Source organism: Isoptericola sp. NPDC019571, assembly GCF_044389385.1.
GTDB classification, from domain to species: domain Bacteria; phylum Actinomycetota; class Actinomycetes; order Actinomycetales; family Cellulomonadaceae; genus Isoptericola; species Isoptericola nanjingensis.
Genome location: NZ_JBIRXZ010000002.1, coordinates 185,880 through 202,747, shown reverse-complemented (window position 1 = coordinate 202,747; position 16,868 = coordinate 185,880). Strand labels below are relative to the sequence as shown.

Annotated in this window: 17 protein-coding genes; 3 read left to right on the top strand and 14 right to left on the bottom strand. The window is 74.0% G+C overall.

What is annotated here, in order from left to right:
- Window positions 1-26: 26 nt before the first annotated feature.
- On the bottom strand, window positions 27-1,682 hold the full coding sequence (locus ACH443_RS04210) for an ATP-binding cassette domain-containing protein (RefSeq protein WP_430589547.1): 1,656 nt from the start codon (window positions 1,680-1,682) through the stop codon (window positions 27-29).
- A 37-nt stretch (window positions 1,683-1,719) separates the two neighbouring features.
- Here ACH443_RS04210 and rph point away from each other — a divergent pair, with 37 nt between their 5' ends.
- Both rph and rdgB read left to right on the top strand, forming a co-directional pair.
- Entirely contained in the window at window positions 1,720-2,490 is a 771-nt protein-coding gene (gene rph / locus ACH443_RS04205; RefSeq protein WP_430555760.1) for a ribonuclease PH, read from the top strand.
- 2 nt (window positions 2,491-2,492) lie between these two features.
- On the top strand, window positions 2,493-3,164 hold the full coding sequence (gene rdgB, locus ACH443_RS04200; RefSeq protein WP_430555759.1) for an RdgB/HAM1 family non-canonical purine NTP pyrophosphatase: 672 nt from the start codon (window positions 2,493-2,495) through the stop codon (window positions 3,162-3,164).
- A gap of 74 nt (window positions 3,165-3,238) precedes the next feature.
- On the opposite strand, the gene ACH443_RS04195 is transcribed toward rdgB, so the two are convergent.
- The 5 genes from ACH443_RS04195 to clpS form a co-directional block, all read right to left on the bottom strand.
- Window positions 3,239-3,646, bottom strand: coding sequence for a DUF3054 domain-containing protein (locus tag ACH443_RS04195; protein ID WP_430589546.1), 408 nt, complete (start codon window positions 3,644-3,646; stop codon window positions 3,239-3,241).
- A gap of 17 nt (window positions 3,647-3,663) precedes the next feature.
- Window positions 3,664-4,470: an MBL fold metallo-hydrolase gene (locus ACH443_RS04190; protein WP_429762430.1), complete on the bottom strand. Its 807-nt coding sequence runs from the start codon at window positions 4,468-4,470 to the stop codon at window positions 3,664-3,666.
- A complete protein-coding gene (gene murI / locus ACH443_RS04185) occupies window positions 4,467-5,270 on the bottom strand; it encodes a glutamate racemase (protein WP_429762431.1) in 804 nt (267 codons plus the stop codon). Before murI ends, ACH443_RS04190 begins: the two co-directional genes overlap by 4 nt.
- A gap of 119 nt (window positions 5,271-5,389) precedes the next feature.
- Complete coding sequence (locus ACH443_RS04180; RefSeq protein WP_430589545.1) at window positions 5,390-6,097, bottom strand: DUF2017 family protein; 708 nt, start codon at window positions 6,095-6,097, stop codon at window positions 5,390-5,392.
- Window positions 6,094-6,486 carry an ATP-dependent Clp protease adapter ClpS gene (clpS, locus tag ACH443_RS04175; RefSeq protein WP_430555757.1) on the bottom strand — a complete coding sequence of 131 codons (393 nt, stop codon included), beginning with the start codon at window positions 6,484-6,486 and terminating at the stop codon, window positions 6,094-6,096. The genes ACH443_RS04180 and clpS overlap by 4 nt, the downstream gene beginning before the upstream one ends.
- Window positions 6,487-6,581: 95 nt before the next feature.
- On the opposite strand from clpS, the gene ACH443_RS04170 reads away from it, so the two are divergent.
- Window positions 6,582-8,015 carry a nicotinate phosphoribosyltransferase gene (locus ACH443_RS04170; protein WP_429762434.1) on the top strand — a complete coding sequence of 478 codons (1,434 nt, stop codon included), beginning with the start codon at window positions 6,582-6,584 and terminating at the stop codon, window positions 8,013-8,015.
- Between the two features lie 13 nt (window positions 8,016-8,028).
- Here ACH443_RS04170 and ACH443_RS04165 read toward each other — a convergent pair whose 3' ends face one another.
- The 8 genes from ACH443_RS04165 to ACH443_RS04130 form a co-directional block, all read right to left on the bottom strand.
- Window positions 8,029-9,843: a DEAD/DEAH box helicase gene (locus tag ACH443_RS04165; RefSeq protein WP_429762690.1), complete on the bottom strand. Its 1,815-nt coding sequence runs from the start codon at window positions 9,841-9,843 to the stop codon at window positions 8,029-8,031.
- 38 nt (window positions 9,844-9,881) lie between these two features.
- Window positions 9,882-10,199, bottom strand: coding sequence for a DUF3039 domain-containing protein (locus ACH443_RS04160; RefSeq protein ID WP_380244530.1), 318 nt, complete (start codon window positions 10,197-10,199; stop codon window positions 9,882-9,884).
- A gap of 74 nt (window positions 10,200-10,273) precedes the next feature.
- A complete protein-coding gene (gene nagB, locus ACH443_RS04155; protein ID WP_429762435.1) occupies window positions 10,274-11,056 on the bottom strand; it encodes a glucosamine-6-phosphate deaminase in 783 nt (260 codons plus the stop codon).
- 114 nt (window positions 11,057-11,170) lie between these two features.
- Window positions 11,171-12,502 (bottom strand): extracellular solute-binding protein, encoded by a 1,332-nt coding sequence (locus ACH443_RS04150; protein WP_429762436.1) that lies wholly within the window; start codon window positions 12,500-12,502, stop codon window positions 11,171-11,173.
- Window positions 12,499-13,506, bottom strand: a complete 1,008-nt coding sequence (locus tag ACH443_RS04145) for an ROK family protein (RefSeq protein WP_429762437.1) — start codon at window positions 13,504-13,506, stop codon at window positions 12,499-12,501. Before ACH443_RS04145 ends, ACH443_RS04150 begins: the two co-directional genes overlap by 4 nt.
- A gap of 1 nt (window position 13,507) precedes the next feature.
- A complete protein-coding gene (locus tag ACH443_RS04140) occupies window positions 13,508-14,449 on the bottom strand; it encodes a carbohydrate ABC transporter permease (RefSeq protein ID WP_429762438.1) in 942 nt (313 codons plus the stop codon).
- On the bottom strand, window positions 14,446-15,375 hold the full coding sequence (locus tag ACH443_RS04135; protein WP_429762439.1) for a carbohydrate ABC transporter permease: 930 nt from the start codon (window positions 15,373-15,375) through the stop codon (window positions 14,446-14,448). Before ACH443_RS04135 ends, ACH443_RS04140 begins: the two co-directional genes overlap by 4 nt.
- 106 nt (window positions 15,376-15,481) lie before the next feature.
- Window positions 15,482-16,831: an extracellular solute-binding protein gene (locus ACH443_RS04130; RefSeq protein ID WP_429762440.1), complete on the bottom strand. Its 1,350-nt coding sequence runs from the start codon at window positions 16,829-16,831 to the stop codon at window positions 15,482-15,484.
- Window positions 16,832-16,868: the final 37 nt, after the last annotated feature.

The following is a 16,868-nucleotide window of genomic DNA, read 5'->3' as shown; positions in this document are numbered from 1 at the left end:
GCTGGCCCCACCCCGGGCGGACCGGGTCAGGCCCCCAGGTCCAGCACGGGCCAGTCCGCCAGGTCCGCGCGCATCCGCCGGTCGTGGGTGGCGACGACGACGGCGGCGGGGGTGGCGACCAGGGCCCGGGTCAGCTCGTCCACGAGGTCCACGGACAGGTGGTTCGTCGGCTCGTCGAGCAGCAGCAGGTGCGGCGCGTGCAGCAGCGCCCGCGCGAGCTCGAACCGGCGCCGCTGCCCGGCCGACAGCTCCGCCAGCGGCCGCTCGAGGTCCTCCTCGCTCAGCAGCCCCAGCGCCGCCACCGGCACGACGTGCTCCGGGTCCAGCTCGCCGCGCTCCAGCAGCCCGAGCGCCTCGGCGGCGTAGGCGTCGAATCCGGTCTGCGGCGCGTCCTCGCCCCGCGTGGCGCCGGGGGGACGCGCGGGCGCCGCCTCCTGGACCACGACGCCCAGCCGGGCGCCGGGCGTGACCGAGCGGGTGCCGCGGGCCAGCGCCATCCGGCCCGCGAGCGCCGCGAGCAGCGTCGACTTCCCCGTCCCGTTCGGCCCGACGACCAGCAGCCGGCCCGACGGCGGCACCGCGACGCGGGTGCCGGGCAGGTCGAGCCGCACGCCGCCGTCGTCGGCCAGCACCCGCGGCGAGCGCAGCTCGACCAGGGGAGCGCCCGGGTCCCACCCCGGCGACATCGACGGCAGGTCCGGGAACGTGAGTCGCGCTGGCGGCACGGGGACCTCGACGGCCTCGGCCTCGAGCTTCTCGATCAGCCGGTCGGCGGCCTTGACGTGGATGCGGGCCCGCGTCGCGCGGCGGTGCTTCTGCGACCCCTTGGGCGGCCGCCACTCGTCGGACAGCCCCTCGTACGACGCGTCCAGCCGCTCGGCGAGCACGCGGGCGCGCTCCTGCTCCGCGCGGTAGCGCTGCCGCCACCGGTGCAGGGCCTGGTTCTTCGCGAACCGGTACGCGAGGTAGCCCGGCTGCCCGTACAGGACGGGCTTGCCGTCCATCGACGGGTCGAGGTCGAGGATGGCGGTCGCGACGTCGTCGAGCAGCTCGCGGTCGTGCGTCACGACCACCACGCCGCCCTGCCACGCGACCAGCTCGCCGGTGAGGAACTCGATCGCGGAGTCGTCGAGGTGGTTGGTGGGCTCGTCGAGGAGCAGGAGGTCGGCGCGCTCCGCGAGCCGGCACGCGAGGCGCACCCGGTACCGCTGCCCCACGGACAGGGTGTCGAGGCGCCGGTCGGGGTCGCGCACCGCGCCGAGGCGGGTGAGCGCGACGTCGACCCGCCGGTCCGCGTCCCACGCGGCCAGGTGCTCGGCACGGGCCAGCAGCCCGGACAGGCGGCGAAGGTCCCCGGTCTCGTGGTCGAACGACGCGGCCTCCTTCTCGATCTCGGCCGCGAGCGCACGCAGGTCGGCGAGCGTGCGCCGCACGAGGTCGCCCACCGTCTCCCCCGACGTCGTCGCGAGCTCCTGCTCCACCAGCGCGACGCTCCCCTTGCGCCGGAGCTCTCCGCGGCCCGGCCTGAGGTCGCCGGCCAGGAGGTGCAGCAGGGTCGACTTGCCGGACCCGTTCTCCCCCACGACGCCGAGGCGGGTGCCGTCGGAGACGCGGATGCTCACGCCGTCGAGCACCGGTCGGCCGGGGTAGGCGAACGCGAGGTCCGTGGCGGTGAGCTGCACCGGACAACCCTACGTGCGGCTCGCATAGGGTGGCCGCATGACTTCCCCCGCTTCCGAGGCCGCCACGCCTGATGTCACCCTCCGCGCCGACGGTCGCACGCCCTCCCAGCTCCGCCCCGTCACGATCACGCGCGGCTGGACCCAGAACGCCGAGGGCTCCGTGCTGGTGGAGTTCGGCAGCACCCGCGTGCTGTGCACGGCCTCGTTCACCGAGGGCGTGCCGCGCTGGAAGAAGGGGTCCGGCGAGGGCTGGGTCACCGCGGAGTACGCGATGCTCCCCCGCGCGACGAACGAGCGCAGCCAGCGCGAGTCGGTCAAGGGCAAGATCGGCGGCCGCACGCACGAGATCTCCCGCCTCATCGGCCGCGCGCTGCGCGCCGTCGTCGACGTCTCCGCCCTCGGCGAGAACACGATCGTCCTCGACTGCGACGTCCTCCAGGCCGACGGCGGCACCCGCACCGCGGCCATCACGGGCGCGTACGTCGCGCTCGCCGACGCCGTCGCGTGGGGCACCCGCCACGGCCACGTCACCGGCGGCAAGAAGGTCCTCACGGACTCCGTCGCGGCCGTCAGCGTCGGCATCATCGACGGCAGCCCGATGCTCGACCTGCCCTACGTCGAGGACGTGCGGGCCGAGACGGACATGAACGTCGTGACGACGGGCTCGGGCACGTTCGTCGAGGTGCAGGGCACCGCCGAGCACGCGCCGTTCGACCGCGCCGAGCTCGACGCCCTCCTCGACCTCGCCGTCGCCGGCACCGCCGAGCTCACCGAGCTCCAGCGCGCCGCGCTGGCGCAGGAGCTGTGACGATGCCCGACGCGACCGTGACCGTCCCCGCCGGCGCCCGCCTCGTGCTGGCCACGCACAACCGCGGCAAGCTCACCGAGCTGCGCGCGATCCTGCGCGACCAGCCCGGCCTGGACGCCCTGCCCGACGAGGCCGTGGTGTCGGCGGCCGACGTCGGCGCCCCCGAGCCGGTCGAGGACGGCGTGTCGTTCGTCGAGAACGCGCTGATCAAGGCCCGCGCGCTGGCCGCGGCGACCGGCCTGCCCGCCGTCGCGGACGACTCCGGCCTCAGCGTGGACGTCATGGGCGGCGCGCCCGGCATCTTCTCCGCCCGCTGGTCGGGAAGTCACGGCGACGACGAGGCGAACCTCCGGCTCCTCCTCGCCCAGCTGGGCGACGTGCACGACGAGCACCGCGCGGCGGCGTTCGTGTGCGCGGCCGCGCTCGTGACCCCGGACGGCCGCGAGGAGGTGTGCCTCGGCGAGATGCCCGGCACCCTCGTGCGCGCCCCGCGCGGGAGCAACGGCTTCGGCTACGACCCGATCCACGTGCCCGTCGAGCAGGCCCCGGCCGCCGACGGCACGCCCGGCGCGCGCACGTCGTCCGAGCTCACCCCGGCGGAGAAGAACGCCATCAGCCACCGCGGCAAGGCGTTCCGCGCCCTCGCGCCGGCGGTCGCCGAGGCCCTCGCCTGACCACCTGCCCGTTGTGAGCGTGATTTTGGCCCTGTTTCGAGTCCGAAACAGGGCCAAGATCACGCTCACAACGATCAGGGAGTGGTGCCTCGGCGGGCGGCGAGGGACGCGAGGGCGCGCCAGCCCAGCATCGTCACGCCCAGGAAGACGGCGGTGACGATCGCGAAGGACACCTCGACGCCGCCGATGCCGAGCACCGGCCGCAGCACCAGGCCCAGCACGACCGTGGCGAACCACACGGCCACGCCGGTGGGCCAGACCTGCGCGGGGGCGCGCCAGGCGCGCGTCGCGAGCCAGCCGACGGCGAGGCCGACGACGAACGGCAGCCCGACCAGCGCGACGTGCCCGACGCCTGCGGTGTCGTGGCTGAGCGTGCCGACCACGGTGAACACGAGCACGCACACGAGGTCGCAGACGGCGGCGGGCCAGGCGGGCCGTGCCGTCGGGGTCGTCGGGGAGGCGGGGGCCGGGGCAGCGTTCACGGGGCCGAGGCTACCGCTCACAGCGCGTGCACCCCGCCGGCCGTCGCCACGGCGACCGGTCCGTCGTAGGCCGACCGGGCCTCGGCGATCGCGACGTCCGGCGCGTTCCACACCGGCAGGTGGGTGAGCAGCAGGCTCCGCACCCCGGCGGCCGCGGCGGCCTCGCCCGCCCGCAGGCCGGTGAGGTGGATGCCGCGCTCGACGCCGTCGTCGCGCCCCTCCTGGAAGGCCGCCTCGCACAGGAACAGGTCGGCGCCGCGGGCGCCCTCGACGAGGCCGTCGCACGCGTCGGTGTCCCCCGAGTAGACGAGCGTGACCCGCTCCCCCGGGCGCACCGACGACGGCCCCGTCACGCGGATGCCGTACGCCTCGACCGGGTGGTACACCGCGAACGGCTCCAGCTCGAACGGGCCGACCTGCACCGGCGTCCCCGGCTGCCAGGCGCGGACGTCGTACTCGCCGTCCATCGACTCCCCCGCGGCCAGGCCGTACATCGCCGCCGCGCGGTCCGCGGTCGTGCTCGGCCCGAGCACCGGCAGCCGGCGCCCGACGCCCGTGCGGGTGCCGCCCCGCTCCGGGTGGTACCGCAGGTACACGTACAGCCCGGACAGGTCCGCGCAGTGGTCGGGGTGCAGGTGGGACAGCGCGACGGCGTCCAGGTCGAGCGGGTCGACGTGCCGCTGCAGGGCGCCGAGCGCCCCGTTGCCGAGGTCGAGCACGACGTTCCAGTCGCGCTCGCCGTCGTGCGCCTGCAGCAGGTAGGCGGACGCGGGTGACGCCGGCCCGGGGAAGGACCCCGAGACCCCCACGGTGACGAGCCTCATGCGGCCTCCACCAGGGTCACCTCCGGCCCCAGGAACCGGCGTGCGAGCCGCTCGAACGGCTCGGTGTCCCCGGTGGCCAGGAACCGGTGCACGGGCGGGGCCGCGTCGGGCGAGCGCTCCAGCCCGTGCTGCACGAGGTTGCGGTACACGTCCTTCGCCGTCTCCTCGGCGCTGGACACGAGCGTGACGTCCTCGCCCATCACGTAGGAGACGGCGCCCGCCAGCAGCGGGTAGTGCGTGCACCCCAGGACGAGCGTGTCCACGCCCGCGGCCTTCACCGGGTCGAGGTAGCGGTGAGCGACCTCCAGGACCTCGGGCCCGGACGTCAGCCCGCGCTCGACGAGCGGCACGAAGTCCGGGCACGCCTGCGTGGTGATCTCCAGCCCCGGCGTCACGTGGAAGGCGTCGTCGTACGCGCGGGAGTCGATGGTGGTCTTCGTGCCGATGACGCCGATGCGGCCCGTCCGGGACGTGAGCACCGCCCGTCGCGCGGCGGGCCGGATCACCTCGACGACGGGGATGCCGCGCCGCACGGTGTACCGCTCGCGGGCGTCGGGCAGCGCCACCGCGGTGGCGGAGTTGCAGGCGATGACCAGCATCTTCACGCCCTCGTCGACCAGCCGGTCCATCACCGCGAGCGCCATCGCGCGCACGGCAGCGAGCGGCTTCGGCCCGTACGGGCTGTTCGCCGTGTCCCCCAGGTAGAGCACCTGCTCGTGGGGAAGCTGGTCGAGGATGGAGCGCGCGACGGTCAGCCCGCCGACGCCGCTGTCGAAGATCCCGATGGGGGCGTCGTTCACGCGAGGAAGCCTAGTCGCGACGGACCGTCACGACCCCGAGGAGTGAGCGGCGACACGGCGTGGCGCCCGCCACAGCGATGCTCCCGCCTGCGCTGATACGCCGTCCGCCACCCGCGCCGTCAGGCCTCCGCGCGCCCCGCCCTCAGCTCCGCGAGCATCTCGTCGACCAGCGACTCCTGCGCGAACCCGGCGGCCACGAACACCCCGCCCCAGTAGCGGCGCTCGCGGCCCGACAACCCGACCCGCTCCCAGCCGGCGTACTCGTCCGGGGCGTCGTCGGTGTCCTCGTCCGGTTCGTCGTCCGCATCGTCGGTGTCGTCGACGTCGTCGTCGATGCCGGCCAGGACGTCGTCGTGCAGCGTCTCGACGTCCGCGTCGTCGACCAGCCCCAGCCGCTCCGCCAGCACGAGCCGCACGTCGGTGAGCGCGCCCGCGAACTCCTGCGCGGACTCGCGCGGCACGACGAGCTCCGCCCCGTCGCGCGGGTCGTCCGGCAGCTCGTCCGGGGAGTCGATCGCGTCGGCGAACGCGACGAGCCGGGCCACCTTCCCGGCCGCGAGGTCCGTCTGCGTCAGGTGCCGGAACTCGGCGGCGACGTCGGCGTCCTCGTCGTGCGCGTCGGGCAGCAGGCGCTGCACCGCCGGGTCCTGCGGCACCCGCGCGACGCCCGTGAACGCGACGCCGTCGCCGACCTCGATCCCGGGCTCCAGGCCCGACTCCGCGCGCACCAGCTCCGCGACGTCCCGCGCGACGCGCCCGAGCACCTCCCGCTCGACGTCGTCCCACCGGGCGACGTAGCCCGCCGGCGCGGACCGGAACGGCGTCATGCCGCACCCCCGTCGTGGCCGGAGGCGCCGCCGGCGCCGCCGTCCGAGGCGCCCGACTGCCGCAGCGTGGCCCACAGCCCGAACCCGTGCATCGCCTGCACGTCGACCTCCATGCGCTCGCGCGGCCCGGACGACACCACGGCGCGCCCGTCGTGGTGCACCTGCAGCATCAGCTTCTGCGCCTTCGCCGGCGGGTAGCCGAAGTAGCTCTCGAAGACGTAGCTCACGTACGACATGAGGTTCACCGGGTCGTTCCACACGATCGTCACCCAGGGGTCCGCGACGGCGGCCGCCGCGTCCTCCCGGGTGTCGACCTGGGTGTCCCCCGCCGCCTCGGTCGCCGCGGCCGCTGTCGCGAGCCTCGCGCCCCTCGTCGTCTGCCCGTTCACGCGCCCAGCGTAGGCACAGCCGTCCACCGGTCGTCGACCGTCCGCCTGGCGGGCTTCACCCTGCCGGACCAGCGCGGGAGCCCTACCGTGTCCCCATGACCGACGAGCCCCGGGGCGGCGCCGCCCCGTCGCTGCAGGCCGTCCCGGCCGCCCCGCTCCCGTCCGTCCGCCCGTCGGTCGCCCTCCTCACCGACCGGTACGAGCTGACGATGCTGCAGGCGGCCCTCGCGGACGGCACCGCCCACCGCCACTGCGTGTTCGAGGTGTTCACGCGGCGGCTGCCGGCCGGGCGGCGGTACGGGGTCCTCGCGGGCACCGGGCGCATCCTCGAGGCGCTCGCGCACTTCCGCTTCGGCGACGCCGAGCTCGCCTACCTCGAACGCGCCGGCGTCGTCGACGACCGGACCCTCGACTTCCTGCGCGGCTACCGCTTCACGGGCACGATCCAGGGCTACGCGGAGGGCGAGATCTTCTTCCCGGGCTCGCCGGTGCTGCAGGTCGAGGGCACGTTCGCCGAGGCCGTGCTGCTCGAGACGCTGATCCTGTCGATCCTCAACTACGACTCCGCCATCGCGTCGGCCGCGTCGCGGATGACCAGCGCCGCCGTGGACCGCCCCGTGCTCGAGATGGGCTCGCGCCGCGCGCACGAGCAGGCGGCCGTGGCGGCCGCGCGCGCCGCCGTCGTCGGCGGCTTCACGGGCACGTCGAACCTCGAGGCGGGCATGCGGTACGGCCTCGACACCATCGGCACCGCGGCGCACGCGTTCACGCTCCTGCACGACGACGAGCGCTCGGCGTTCGACTCCCAGATCGCGTCGCTCGGGTCGGGCACCACCCTGCTGGTCGACACCTACGACGTCCGGCGCGGCGTGGAGAACGCCGTCGCCGCGGGCGGGACGTCGCTCGGCGCGGTCCGCCTCGACTCGGGCGACCTCGGCGTCCTCGCCGTCGAGGTGCGCCGCCAGCTCGACGAGCTGGGCGCCACCGGCACGAAGATCGTCGTGACGTCCGACCTCGACGAGCACGCGATCGCCGGGCTCGCGGCGATGCCCGTGGACGTGTACGGGGTCGGGACGTCGCTCGTCACGGGCTCCGGCGCGCCCACCTGCGGCATGGTCTACAAGCTCGTCGCGCGCGCCGACCCGTCCGGGGTGCTGCAGCCGGTGGCGAAGGCGTCCACGCACAAGACGAGCCAGGGCGGTCGCAAGGGGGCGGCGCGGCGCTACGGGCCCGACGGGCGCGCGGTCGAGGAGGTCCTCGTCACCGGCCCGGACGACCTCGTCGTGTCCTGGTCCCCCGAGGACGGCGGACAGGTCGGCGAGACCGCCGACGGCGAGCGCCCCGACCTGCGCAGCCTGCTCGTGCCGCTCGTCGTGGACGGCGCCGTCGACTCACGCTGGGTGGGTGCCTACGGCGTGCAGAACGCGGCCCGCCACCACCTCCAGGCGCGCGCGGAGCTGCCGCGCGGCGGCCGCCGGCTGTCCGCCGGCGACCCGGCCATCCCCACCGTGGACCTCGTCCTGCGCTAGAGGTGGGGTGCGGCTATCGCTTCCCGACGAACCAGCCCCGCACCATCTCGACGCGCGCGGCGAGCTGGTCGGCCGTGGCCAGAGGGACCTCGGGCCCGCCGCACCGGCGACGCAGCTCGTTGTGCACGGAGCCGTGCGGGGTGCTGCTCTTGCGCGCCCACGCGGACACCAGCTTGGACAGCTCCTTGCGCAGGTCGGCGGCCCGGCGGTGCTCCGCCTCCGACTGCTCGAGCGCGGCCTCCGACGCTGTCGCGCCGCCGCGCCCGCGCACCTGCTGCGCCTGCCGCTGCCGCAGCAGCGTGGTGACCTGGTCGGCCTCGAGCAGGCCCGGCAGGCCGAGGAAGTCGAGCTCCTCCGCGGAGCCGACGTCCGCGCCCGTGCCGAACTCGCCGCCGTCGAACAGGACCCGGTCGAACGAGGCCTGCGCCTCGAGCGCCTCGAAGGAGCCGAGGAGCTCCCCCGACGCCTTCTCCTCCTTGTTCGCCGCCGCGAGGAGCGCCGCCTCGGGGTCGTACTCGATCCCCTGCTCCTCGGCGGTCTTGGGGCGGTCGAGCGCGTGGTCGCGCTCGAGCTCCATGCCGTTGGCCAGCTCGAGCAGCAGCGGCACGCTCGGCAGGAACACGGACGCCGTCTCGCCGCGCTTGCGGGCCCGCACGAAGCGGCCGACCGCCTGCGCGAAGAACAGGGGCGTCGAGGTGCTGGTCGCGTACACGCCCACCGCCAGGCGCGGCACGTCCACGCCCTCGGACACCATGCGCACGGCGACCATCCACCGCGAGTCGCCCTGCGCGAACTCGTCGATGCGGGCGCTGGCGCCGTCGTCGTCGGACAGGACAACGGTCGGGCTCTGACCGGTGAGCCGGGCCAGGTGGCCCGCGTAGGCGCGCGCGTCCGTCTGGTCGGTCGCGATGACGAGGCCGCCGGCGTCGGGGACGGCGCGGCGCATCTCCGTGAGCCGCTTGTCGGCCCCGGCGAGCACCGACGGGATCCACTCGCCGTTCGGGTCCAGCGCGGTGCGCCACGCCTGGGCGTGCATGTCCTTCGTCATCGCCTCGCCGAGGCGGGCGCTGACCTCGTCGCCGGCCTTGGTGCGCCAGCGCATGTTGCCCGAGTACGTCATGAACAGCACGGGCCGCACGACGTGGTCGCGCAGCGCGTCGCCGTAGCCGTACGTGTAGTCGGCCTTGGACCGGCGGATCCCCTCGCGGTCCTCCTCGTACGTGACGAACGGGATCGGCGCGGTGTCCGACCGGAACGGCGTGCCGGTCAGCGCCAGACGGCGCGTGGCGTCCTCGAACGCCTCGCGGACGGCCTCGCCCCAGCTCAGGGCGTCGCCGCCGTGGTGCACCTCGTCGAGGATGACGAGCGTGCGCGCCGCCTCGGTCCGGGCGCGGTGCAGCGCCGGCTTGGCCGCGACCTGCGCGTACGTCAGGGCGACGCCGTCGTAGTGCGAGCCGTGCCGGCCCTGGCTGTTCTTGAACGACGGGTCGATCCGGATGCCGACGCGCGCGGCGGCGTCCGCCCACTGGTGCTTGAGGTGCTCGGTCGGCGCGACGACGGTCACGCGGCGCACGATGCCCGCCTCGAGCAGCTCCGTGGCCACGCGCAGGGCGAACGTCGTCTTGCCGGCTCCGGGCGTCGCGACCGCGAGGAAGTCCCGCGGGTCGCGGCGCCGGTACAGGTCGAGCGCCTCGGCCTGCCAGGCACGCAGGTTGGACGCCGTGCCCCAGGGCGCGCGGCGCGGGAACGCCGGGCTGAGGTGCGACGCCGCGGACGACGACGGCGACTGCGGCAGCGGCTTGACCGGTTCCGCAGCGGCGGCGAACAGATCAGGGGTGGACTCGGGCTCGGGAAGCGGCTGCGCGCTCACTTGCCGGAGTCGCCCTCGCCGCCCTCGCCGTCCTGCGGGTCGCGGAGGCCGTCGTAGATCTCCTTGCAGACCGGGCAGACCGGGAACTTCGACGGGTCACGACCCGGCACCCACACCTTGCCGCAGAGCGCGATCACGGGCTTGCCCGACAGGGCCGACTCCATGATCTTCTCCTTGCGCACGTAGTGCGCGAAGCGCTCGTGGTCGCCCGGCTCCGCGGCCTGCTCGCGGGTGTCGGGGCGCTCCAGCACGCTGGTGCCGGCCCCGGTGTCCTGCGAGGGGTCGGCGGGCGGGGTGGAGAGGGGATCGCTCATGCCGGGCAGTCTACGACGGACCCCCCGACGCTCCCCCGCCCCGCCGGCCCCCGTGCCGCGGATCCGGGCACGGATCACAGGCCCTGCCAACCAGGCTTGGAGGCGAACGTCTGGCGGTAGTAGTCGCCGAGCTGGAGCCGGGAGGCGGCCGCGTCGTCGACCAGCACCGTGGCGTGCGGGTGCAGCTGCATCACGGTGCCGGGCCACATCGCGGAGATCGGGCCCTCCACCAGCTGGTGCACCGCCTCGGCCTTCTGCCGCCCGGTGGCCAGCAGCACCAGGTGCCGTGCCTGCATGATCGTGCCCAGCCCCTGGGTGAGGCAGTGGGTGGGCACCTGCTCCACGTCGTCGTCGAAGAACCGCGCGTTGTCCACGCGAGTCTGCGCCGTGAGCGTCTTGATGCGCGTGCGCGACGCCAGCGAGGACCCCGGCTCGTTGAACGCGATGTGGCCGTCCGTGCCGATCCCCAGGATCTGCAGGTCCACCCCGCCCGCGTCCTCGATCGCCCGCTCGTACGCGGCGCACGCCGCCGGGATGTCCTCCGCGAGGCCGTCCGGCCCCGACACCTGCTCCGCGGGCCACCCGACCCGCGAGGCGATCTCCGTCTCGATCACGTTGCGGTACCGCTGCGGGTGCCCCGCGTCCAGGCCCACGTACTCGTCCAGCATGAAGCCCCGGGCCTCGGCGAACGACAGCCCATCCTCGCGGTGACGACGCGCGAGCTCGTCGTACACCCTCAACGGGCTCGACCCCGTCGCCAGCCCCAGCACCGTGCCCGGGTTGCGGCGCAGCAGCGCCTCGATCGCGTCGGCCGCCAGCACGGCCAGCTCCTCCGCGGGGGCGATCACGACTTCCATGGGGGCTCCAGTCTCTCGGGGGCGGGATGAGGTCCATCATCCCGTCGTCGTGCCGTCATCGTGCGTGGTCCGTGCGCGGTCCGTGCGCGGTCCGCGCCGGTGCCCGCGGACGGGTCAGTCCTCGGCCACCGCCGGCGTGTTGAGCATCGGCGTGAGGCGCGCGTCGAACTCCTGCGCGAGGGTCGCGACGTCACCGCCGTCGGCGATGCGGCCGAACAGGTCCTCGTACACCCCGGCGTCCTCGATCGAGGCCCACCCGGGCGCAGGCGGGGTGAGCTTCGACGCGGCGGCGGTGCGGACCATGAGCCGGCCGTACCTGTCGCCCTTCATGAGCTCCTGGGCGTCCTCGTTCGCGGGCCCGAGCCCGGCGGCGGCGAGCTTCTCCTGGTATTCGTCGGAGAAGACGACGCGCAGCACGTCCTCGGCCAGGTCGGGGCTCGGCGACGTGGCCGAGACCGCGATGTTCGACCCGCCGGCGAAGACGGGTGCCGGGCCGCCGTCCAGGCCGGGCAGGGCGAAGATGCCGAACGTGTCGGTGTCCTTCATCCCGTCGCGCACCAGCTCGCCCTCGTCGTTGCGCACGAGGTGGCCGATCGACCACCGCGCCCACGCGGGAGCCATGATCGTGGCGGCGGCGGGCGGCGCCTCCTCGACACCGTCGTTGAGGAAGTCCCAGTACTCGACGTCCTTCTCCGTGGACGGCAGGTACGACGCGTTCTCGTACACGTCCTGCCACATCTCGAGGCCCTCGACGGTCTTCGGGTCGGACAGGGTCGAGACCCAGCCGTCGCCCTCCTTCACCGCGAGGTCTCCGCCGGCGGCGAACACCCAGGAGATGCCGTTGCGCCAGTCCTGGCCGCCCATCGCGAACCCGGCGTGGTCGTCGTCCGTGAGCGCCTTGACGGACTCGCCGAACTCGGCCAGCGTCGTCGGCTTCTCGAGCCCCGCCGCGCCCCACACGTCCTTGCGGTAGAAGACGTACCGCGAGCCGAAGTAGTACGGCAGCGCGTAGTGGCGGCCGTCGACCGACCCCGCGTCGACGAACGACTGCAGCAGCTTGTCCCCGCCCAGCTCGTCGTACAGCTCCGGCGAGATCTCGCGGAACGCGCCCGTGGTGGTGAACGTCGGGGACTGCGTGTTGCCGATCTCGACGACGTCCGGCGTGGTGGCCGGGTCCTCCAGCGCCTCGGTGAGGTCGGCGACGAGGTCGCCCCACTCCTGCTGCTCGATCGTCAGGGTGGCGCCCGGGTGCTCGTCCTCGAACTTCTGCACGAGGAACTCGCGGAGCTCCGGCGTCGTGTCCTCGCCGACCAGCCACATCGTGAGGTCCTTGTCCGGCGCTGCCGGCTCCGCCCCCGTGCCGAGCACGGAGCACCCGGTCAGCGCGACCGTGAGCAGGCCCGCGGTCACGGCCGCGGCGATGGCCCCGGTCCGGCGCGCGGTCACGACGCCACCCCGTTCAGCGGGGCACGGCCGGCGACCGTGCGCCCCACGACGGCGGCGCCGACGGCGCCCACGGGCACGCGGCCCGGGGCCAGCCGGACGCGGTCGGCCAGGTGCAGCGAGCCGAGGAACCCGGAGTCCCGCGACTCGCGGACCAGCGCGGCGCGCACGGCGTCGAGGAGAGGCTCGCCGAGCTGCGCGACGCCGCCGCCCAGCACGACGTGCTGGACGTCTACCGTGAGGACCAGCATGCGCACGGCCGCGGCCACGGCCGAGGCGTAGGCGTCGCGCGCCTCGAGCGCCGCGGGGACGCCGCGCTCCGCCGCTTCGAACAGCTCCACCGGCGCGGGGCGGCCGGTGCGGACCGGCCAGAGCCGGGCGACGGCCGTCCCGGACGCGTACAGCTCGAGGCAGCCGCGCTGCCCGCACGGGCACACGGGGCCGGACGGGTCCACCGGTACGTGCCCGATCTCGCCGGCCGCGCCGCCGAAGCCGCGCCGCAGCTCGCCGTCGAGCACGAGGCCCGCGGCCAGGCCCGTACCGAGCGCGAGGAACGCGAGGTCGACCCGCGCCCGCGGCGTGCCCGCCGCGGCGGCCTCCAGGTGCGCGGCGCCGAGCGCCGCCACGTTGAGGTCGTTCTCCAGCCCGACGGGGATGCCGCCGAGCTCGTCGCCCAGCAGCCGGGCGAGCGCCAGCGGCGAGGCGTCCACGCCCACGTTCACGGCGTGCCGCACCGTCCCGGCGGCCGGGTCGACGAGACCGGGCATGCCCACGCCCACGCCGACGACGTCCGCGAGCTCGACGCCGGCCTGCCGCGCGACGCCGCGCACGGCGCGGGCCGCGCCCGCGACGACGCCGGCGGGGCCGCGCTCGGTGGCCAGCCGGGCCTGCGCCACGGTGGCGCCGGCAGCGTCCAGCAGGACGGCGAGGGTCTTGGTCCCGCCGATGTCGAGACCGACGGTGGGGCCCGCGGGGCCCGGCGGGTTCAGGGGTGTGGCGTCGTCCACGTCAGCCCTTCACCGCCCCGGCGACCAGGCCGGACGTCATCCGGCCCTGCACGAAGAGGAAGAAGACGATCACCGGCACGGCGATGAGCGTCGAGGCCGCCATGACCTCGCCCCAGTCGATGCCGCGGTTCGCCGACGCCGACAGGAAGCTGCGCAGCCAGATCGGCAGCGTCTGCCGGCTCTCGGCCGGGAGGATCACGAGCGCCGTCGTGAACTCGTTCCACGCCTGCAGGAACGCGTACACCCCGGACGCCACGAGTCCCGGCGCGAGCAGGGGGAACGTGATCCGCAGGAAGGCCTTGGTGCGTGAGAGGCCGTCGACCATGGCCGCCTCCTCGAGCTCGGCCGGGATGCCGGCGACGAAGCCGCGCAGCATCCAGATCGTGAACGGCACGAGCATCGCGGTGTACAGGACCGAGATGCCGAGCACCGAGTTGAGGCCGAGCACGGGCGCGCTCGCGCCGACGGTCGACAGCATCTTGTACTGGGCGATGAACAGGCCCTCGGCGGGCAGCATCTGGATGAACAGCACCGCCAGCACGAAGCTGGTCCGCCCGCGGAAACGCCACCGGCTGATCGCGAGGGCGGCGAGGAAGGCGAAGGCCAGGACGAGCACGATCGTCACGAGCGTGACCATGAGGCTCATCCGCAGCGCGCCGCCGAAGCCGGAGCCTGTCAGGACGCTGCCGAAGTTCGCGAGGGTGAAGTGCGTGGGCAGGAAGCTCGGCGTGTCCGCCCGCAGCCGCGCGTCGGGCGTCACGGCCGACAGCAGCATCCAGTAGACGGGGAACGCCCACACGAGGGACAGGACAACGCCCAGGGCGCCCAGCAGGATCTTGCCGACCCGCGGTCGGGGGCGGCGCGCCACCGCGGCGGCGTCGCGCACGGCGGGCGCGGCGGCCGGCGCCGCCACCCCGGTTCCGGTCTCGGTCGCGGCGGTCACGCGGCGTCCTCCTTCATGAGGCTGCGCACGTACGGCGCGGCGAGCAGCACCGTGAGCAGCAGGACGAAGATCGAGACGGCGGCGGCGCCGGAGAAGTCCTGGCTGCCGATGCCGAGCTCGTAGATGAAGTTGCCCAGCAGGTTCGTCTCGGAGATCGGGGCGCCGGCGTCCTGCAGCAGGCGGATCTGCGCGAACACGCGCAGGTCCCAGATGATCTGCAGCAGCAGCACGATGGCGAGCACCGGGCGCACCAGCGGCAGCAGGATGTGGCGCAGGATCTGCGCGGGGCTGGCGCCGTCGAGCCGGGCGGCCTCGAGGACCTCCTCGGAGACCTGCGTGAGGCCGGCGTACAGCGACATCGCCACGAACGGCACCGACATCCACACGATGACCAGGGTCGCGACGACGAAGAACGTCAGCGGCTGCGCGAGCCAGGCGTAGCCCTGGTACTGGTCGAGGCCGATCTGCACGAGCAGCCAGTTGACGACGCCGGCGCGGTAGTCGAACAGCCACCGGAAGACGGTCACCGCGGCCACGAGCGGCGTCGCCCAGGCCAGCAGGAGCACGACCTGCATGGTGATGCGCACCGCGCCGTGCACCGCCTTCATGAGCAGCGCGAGGCCGAGCCCGATGGCCACCGTGAGGAACGCGTTCACGAGGCAGAAGATCAGGGAGCGCGTCACGACGGGCAGCAGCCGCTCGTCGGAGAAGATCCGCGCGTAGTTGTCCAGCCCGGCGAAGGTGGGGGGCGCGCCGAACTGCTGCATCATCCCGTATTCCTGCAGCGAGGTCACGACCTGCCAGTACACGGGGTAACCGAGACCGACGAGGAGGATCAGCACCGCGGGGAGCAGCAGGAGGTAGGGGGTGGCCGGCTGGCGCCGACGGCGGATCGCGATGGTGGACGCGGGTGTCGCGATGGTCATGCGGTCCTCCTTCCCGGTGGTCGTGGATGACGGGCGGAGCGGTGGAGCTGGTGGGGGGACCAGCGAGGTGGCACCGCTCCGCCCGTCAGGGGTGGGGCTGAAGGGGTCAGCCCGCCTGGCCGTTGAGCATCGGCGTGAGCTTCTCGTCGTACTGCTTGGCGAGAGCCGTCACGTCACCGCCCTCGGCGATCTTCTGGAAGAGCTCCTCGTAGACCGAGGCGCCCTCCACGGCGGCCCAGCCGGGTGCGGCCGGGGTGAGCTTCGACGCCTCGGCGGTCGCCACGGCGACCTCGCCGAACTTGTCCGGGTTGCCGTCGGCGTCCACGGTCATGAGCTTGTTGAAGTCCGTGTTGGCCGGGCCCAGGCCCGCCTTGGCGAGCATCGTCTGGTACTCGTCCGAGTAGATGATCCGCAGCAGGTTCTCGGCGAGCTCCGGGTGCTGCGACTTCGCGGACACCGCGACGTTCGAGCCACCGGCGAACACGGGGGCCACGCCGCCGTCGACGCCGGGCAGGGCGAAGATGTCGAACTTCTTGTCGTCCGCCATGCCGTCGCGCACCTCCTTGCCGTCGTCACCCTTCGTCAGGTCGCCGATGGACCAGCGGGCCCAGCCCGGCGCCATGATGGTCGCGCCCTCGGGCGCGCCGCCGTCGGTGCCGTCGTTGATGAAGTCCCAGTACGCCTCGTCCTTGGCCGTCGCCGGCAGGTTCGACGCGTTCTCGAAGACGTCCTGCCACTGCTCGAGGCCCTTGACCGTGTTCGGGTCGGACAGCGTGGAGGTCCACTGGTCGCCGTCCTTGACGGCGAGCTCGCCGTCGTTCGCGAAGACCCAGGAGATGCCGTTGCGCCAGTCCTGCCCGCCCATCGCAAACCCGGACTGCTTCTTGGAGGTGAGCTCCTTGACCGAGTCGCCGAACTCCTCCAGCGTCTTGGGGACCTCGAGGCCGGCCTTCTGCCAGATGTCCTTGCGGTAGAACATGTAGCGCGAGCCGTAGTAGTAGGGCAGCGCGTACTTGGTCTCGTCGATCGAGCCCGCGTCGACGAACGACTGCAGCAGCTTGTCGCCGCCCAGCTCGTCGTACAGCTCCGGCGAGATCTCGCGGAACGCGCCCGCGTAGGTGAACGTCGGCGCCTGCGTGTTGCCGATCTCGACGACGTCCGGGGTGTTGGCGGCGTCGGGCAGCGCGGTCGTGAGCTTGGTGACCAGGTCGGTCCAGTCCTGCTCCTCGATCGTCAGCGTCGAGCCGGGGTTCTCCTCGGCGAACGTGTCGACCAGGTACTTGCGCAGGTCGTCGTTGGTGTCGGCGCCGGCGAGCCACAGGGTGATGTCGCCGGCCTCGGGGGTGCCGCCGGACTCGCCGGTCCCCTCGTCGTCGGCGGGCGCGCACGCGGCGAGCGCGAGCGCCAGGGTCAGGCTCGTCGCCACGCCGGTGGCGACCACACGGGTCCTCTTCACTGGGGATTCCTCTCGATCTTTCTGGGGTCGATCCGAG

What these genes read in the sequence shown, in the direction of transcription:
- ACH443_RS04160 (WP_380244530.1), bottom strand. Translation starts at nt 10,199, where the DNA reads ATGAGCGATCCCCTCTCCACCCCGCCCGCCGACCCCTCGCAGGACACC.
- rph (WP_430555760.1), top strand. Translation starts at nt 1,720, where the DNA reads ATGACTTCCCCCGCTTCCGAGGCCGCCACGCCTGATGTCACCCTCCGC.
- ACH443_RS04135 (WP_429762439.1), bottom strand. Translation starts at nt 15,375, where the DNA reads ATGACCATCGCGACACCCGCGTCCACCATCGCGATCCGCCGTCGGCGC.
- rdgB (WP_430555759.1), top strand. Translation starts at nt 2,493, where the DNA reads ATGCCCGACGCGACCGTGACCGTCCCCGCCGGCGCCCGCCTCGTGCTG.
- nagB (WP_429762435.1), bottom strand. Translation starts at nt 11,056, where the DNA reads ATGGAAGTCGTGATCGCCCCCGCGGAGGAGCTGGCCGTGCTGGCGGCC.
- ACH443_RS04170 (WP_429762434.1), top strand. Translation starts at nt 6,582, where the DNA reads ATGACCGACGAGCCCCGGGGCGGCGCCGCCCCGTCGCTGCAGGCCGTC.
- ACH443_RS04190 (WP_429762430.1), bottom strand. Translation starts at nt 4,470, where the DNA reads ATGAGGCTCGTCACCGTGGGGGTCTCGGGGTCCTTCCCCGGGCCGGCG.
- ACH443_RS04180 (WP_430589545.1), bottom strand. Translation starts at nt 6,097, where the DNA reads ATGACGCCGTTCCGGTCCGCGCCGGCGGGCTACGTCGCCCGGTGGGAC.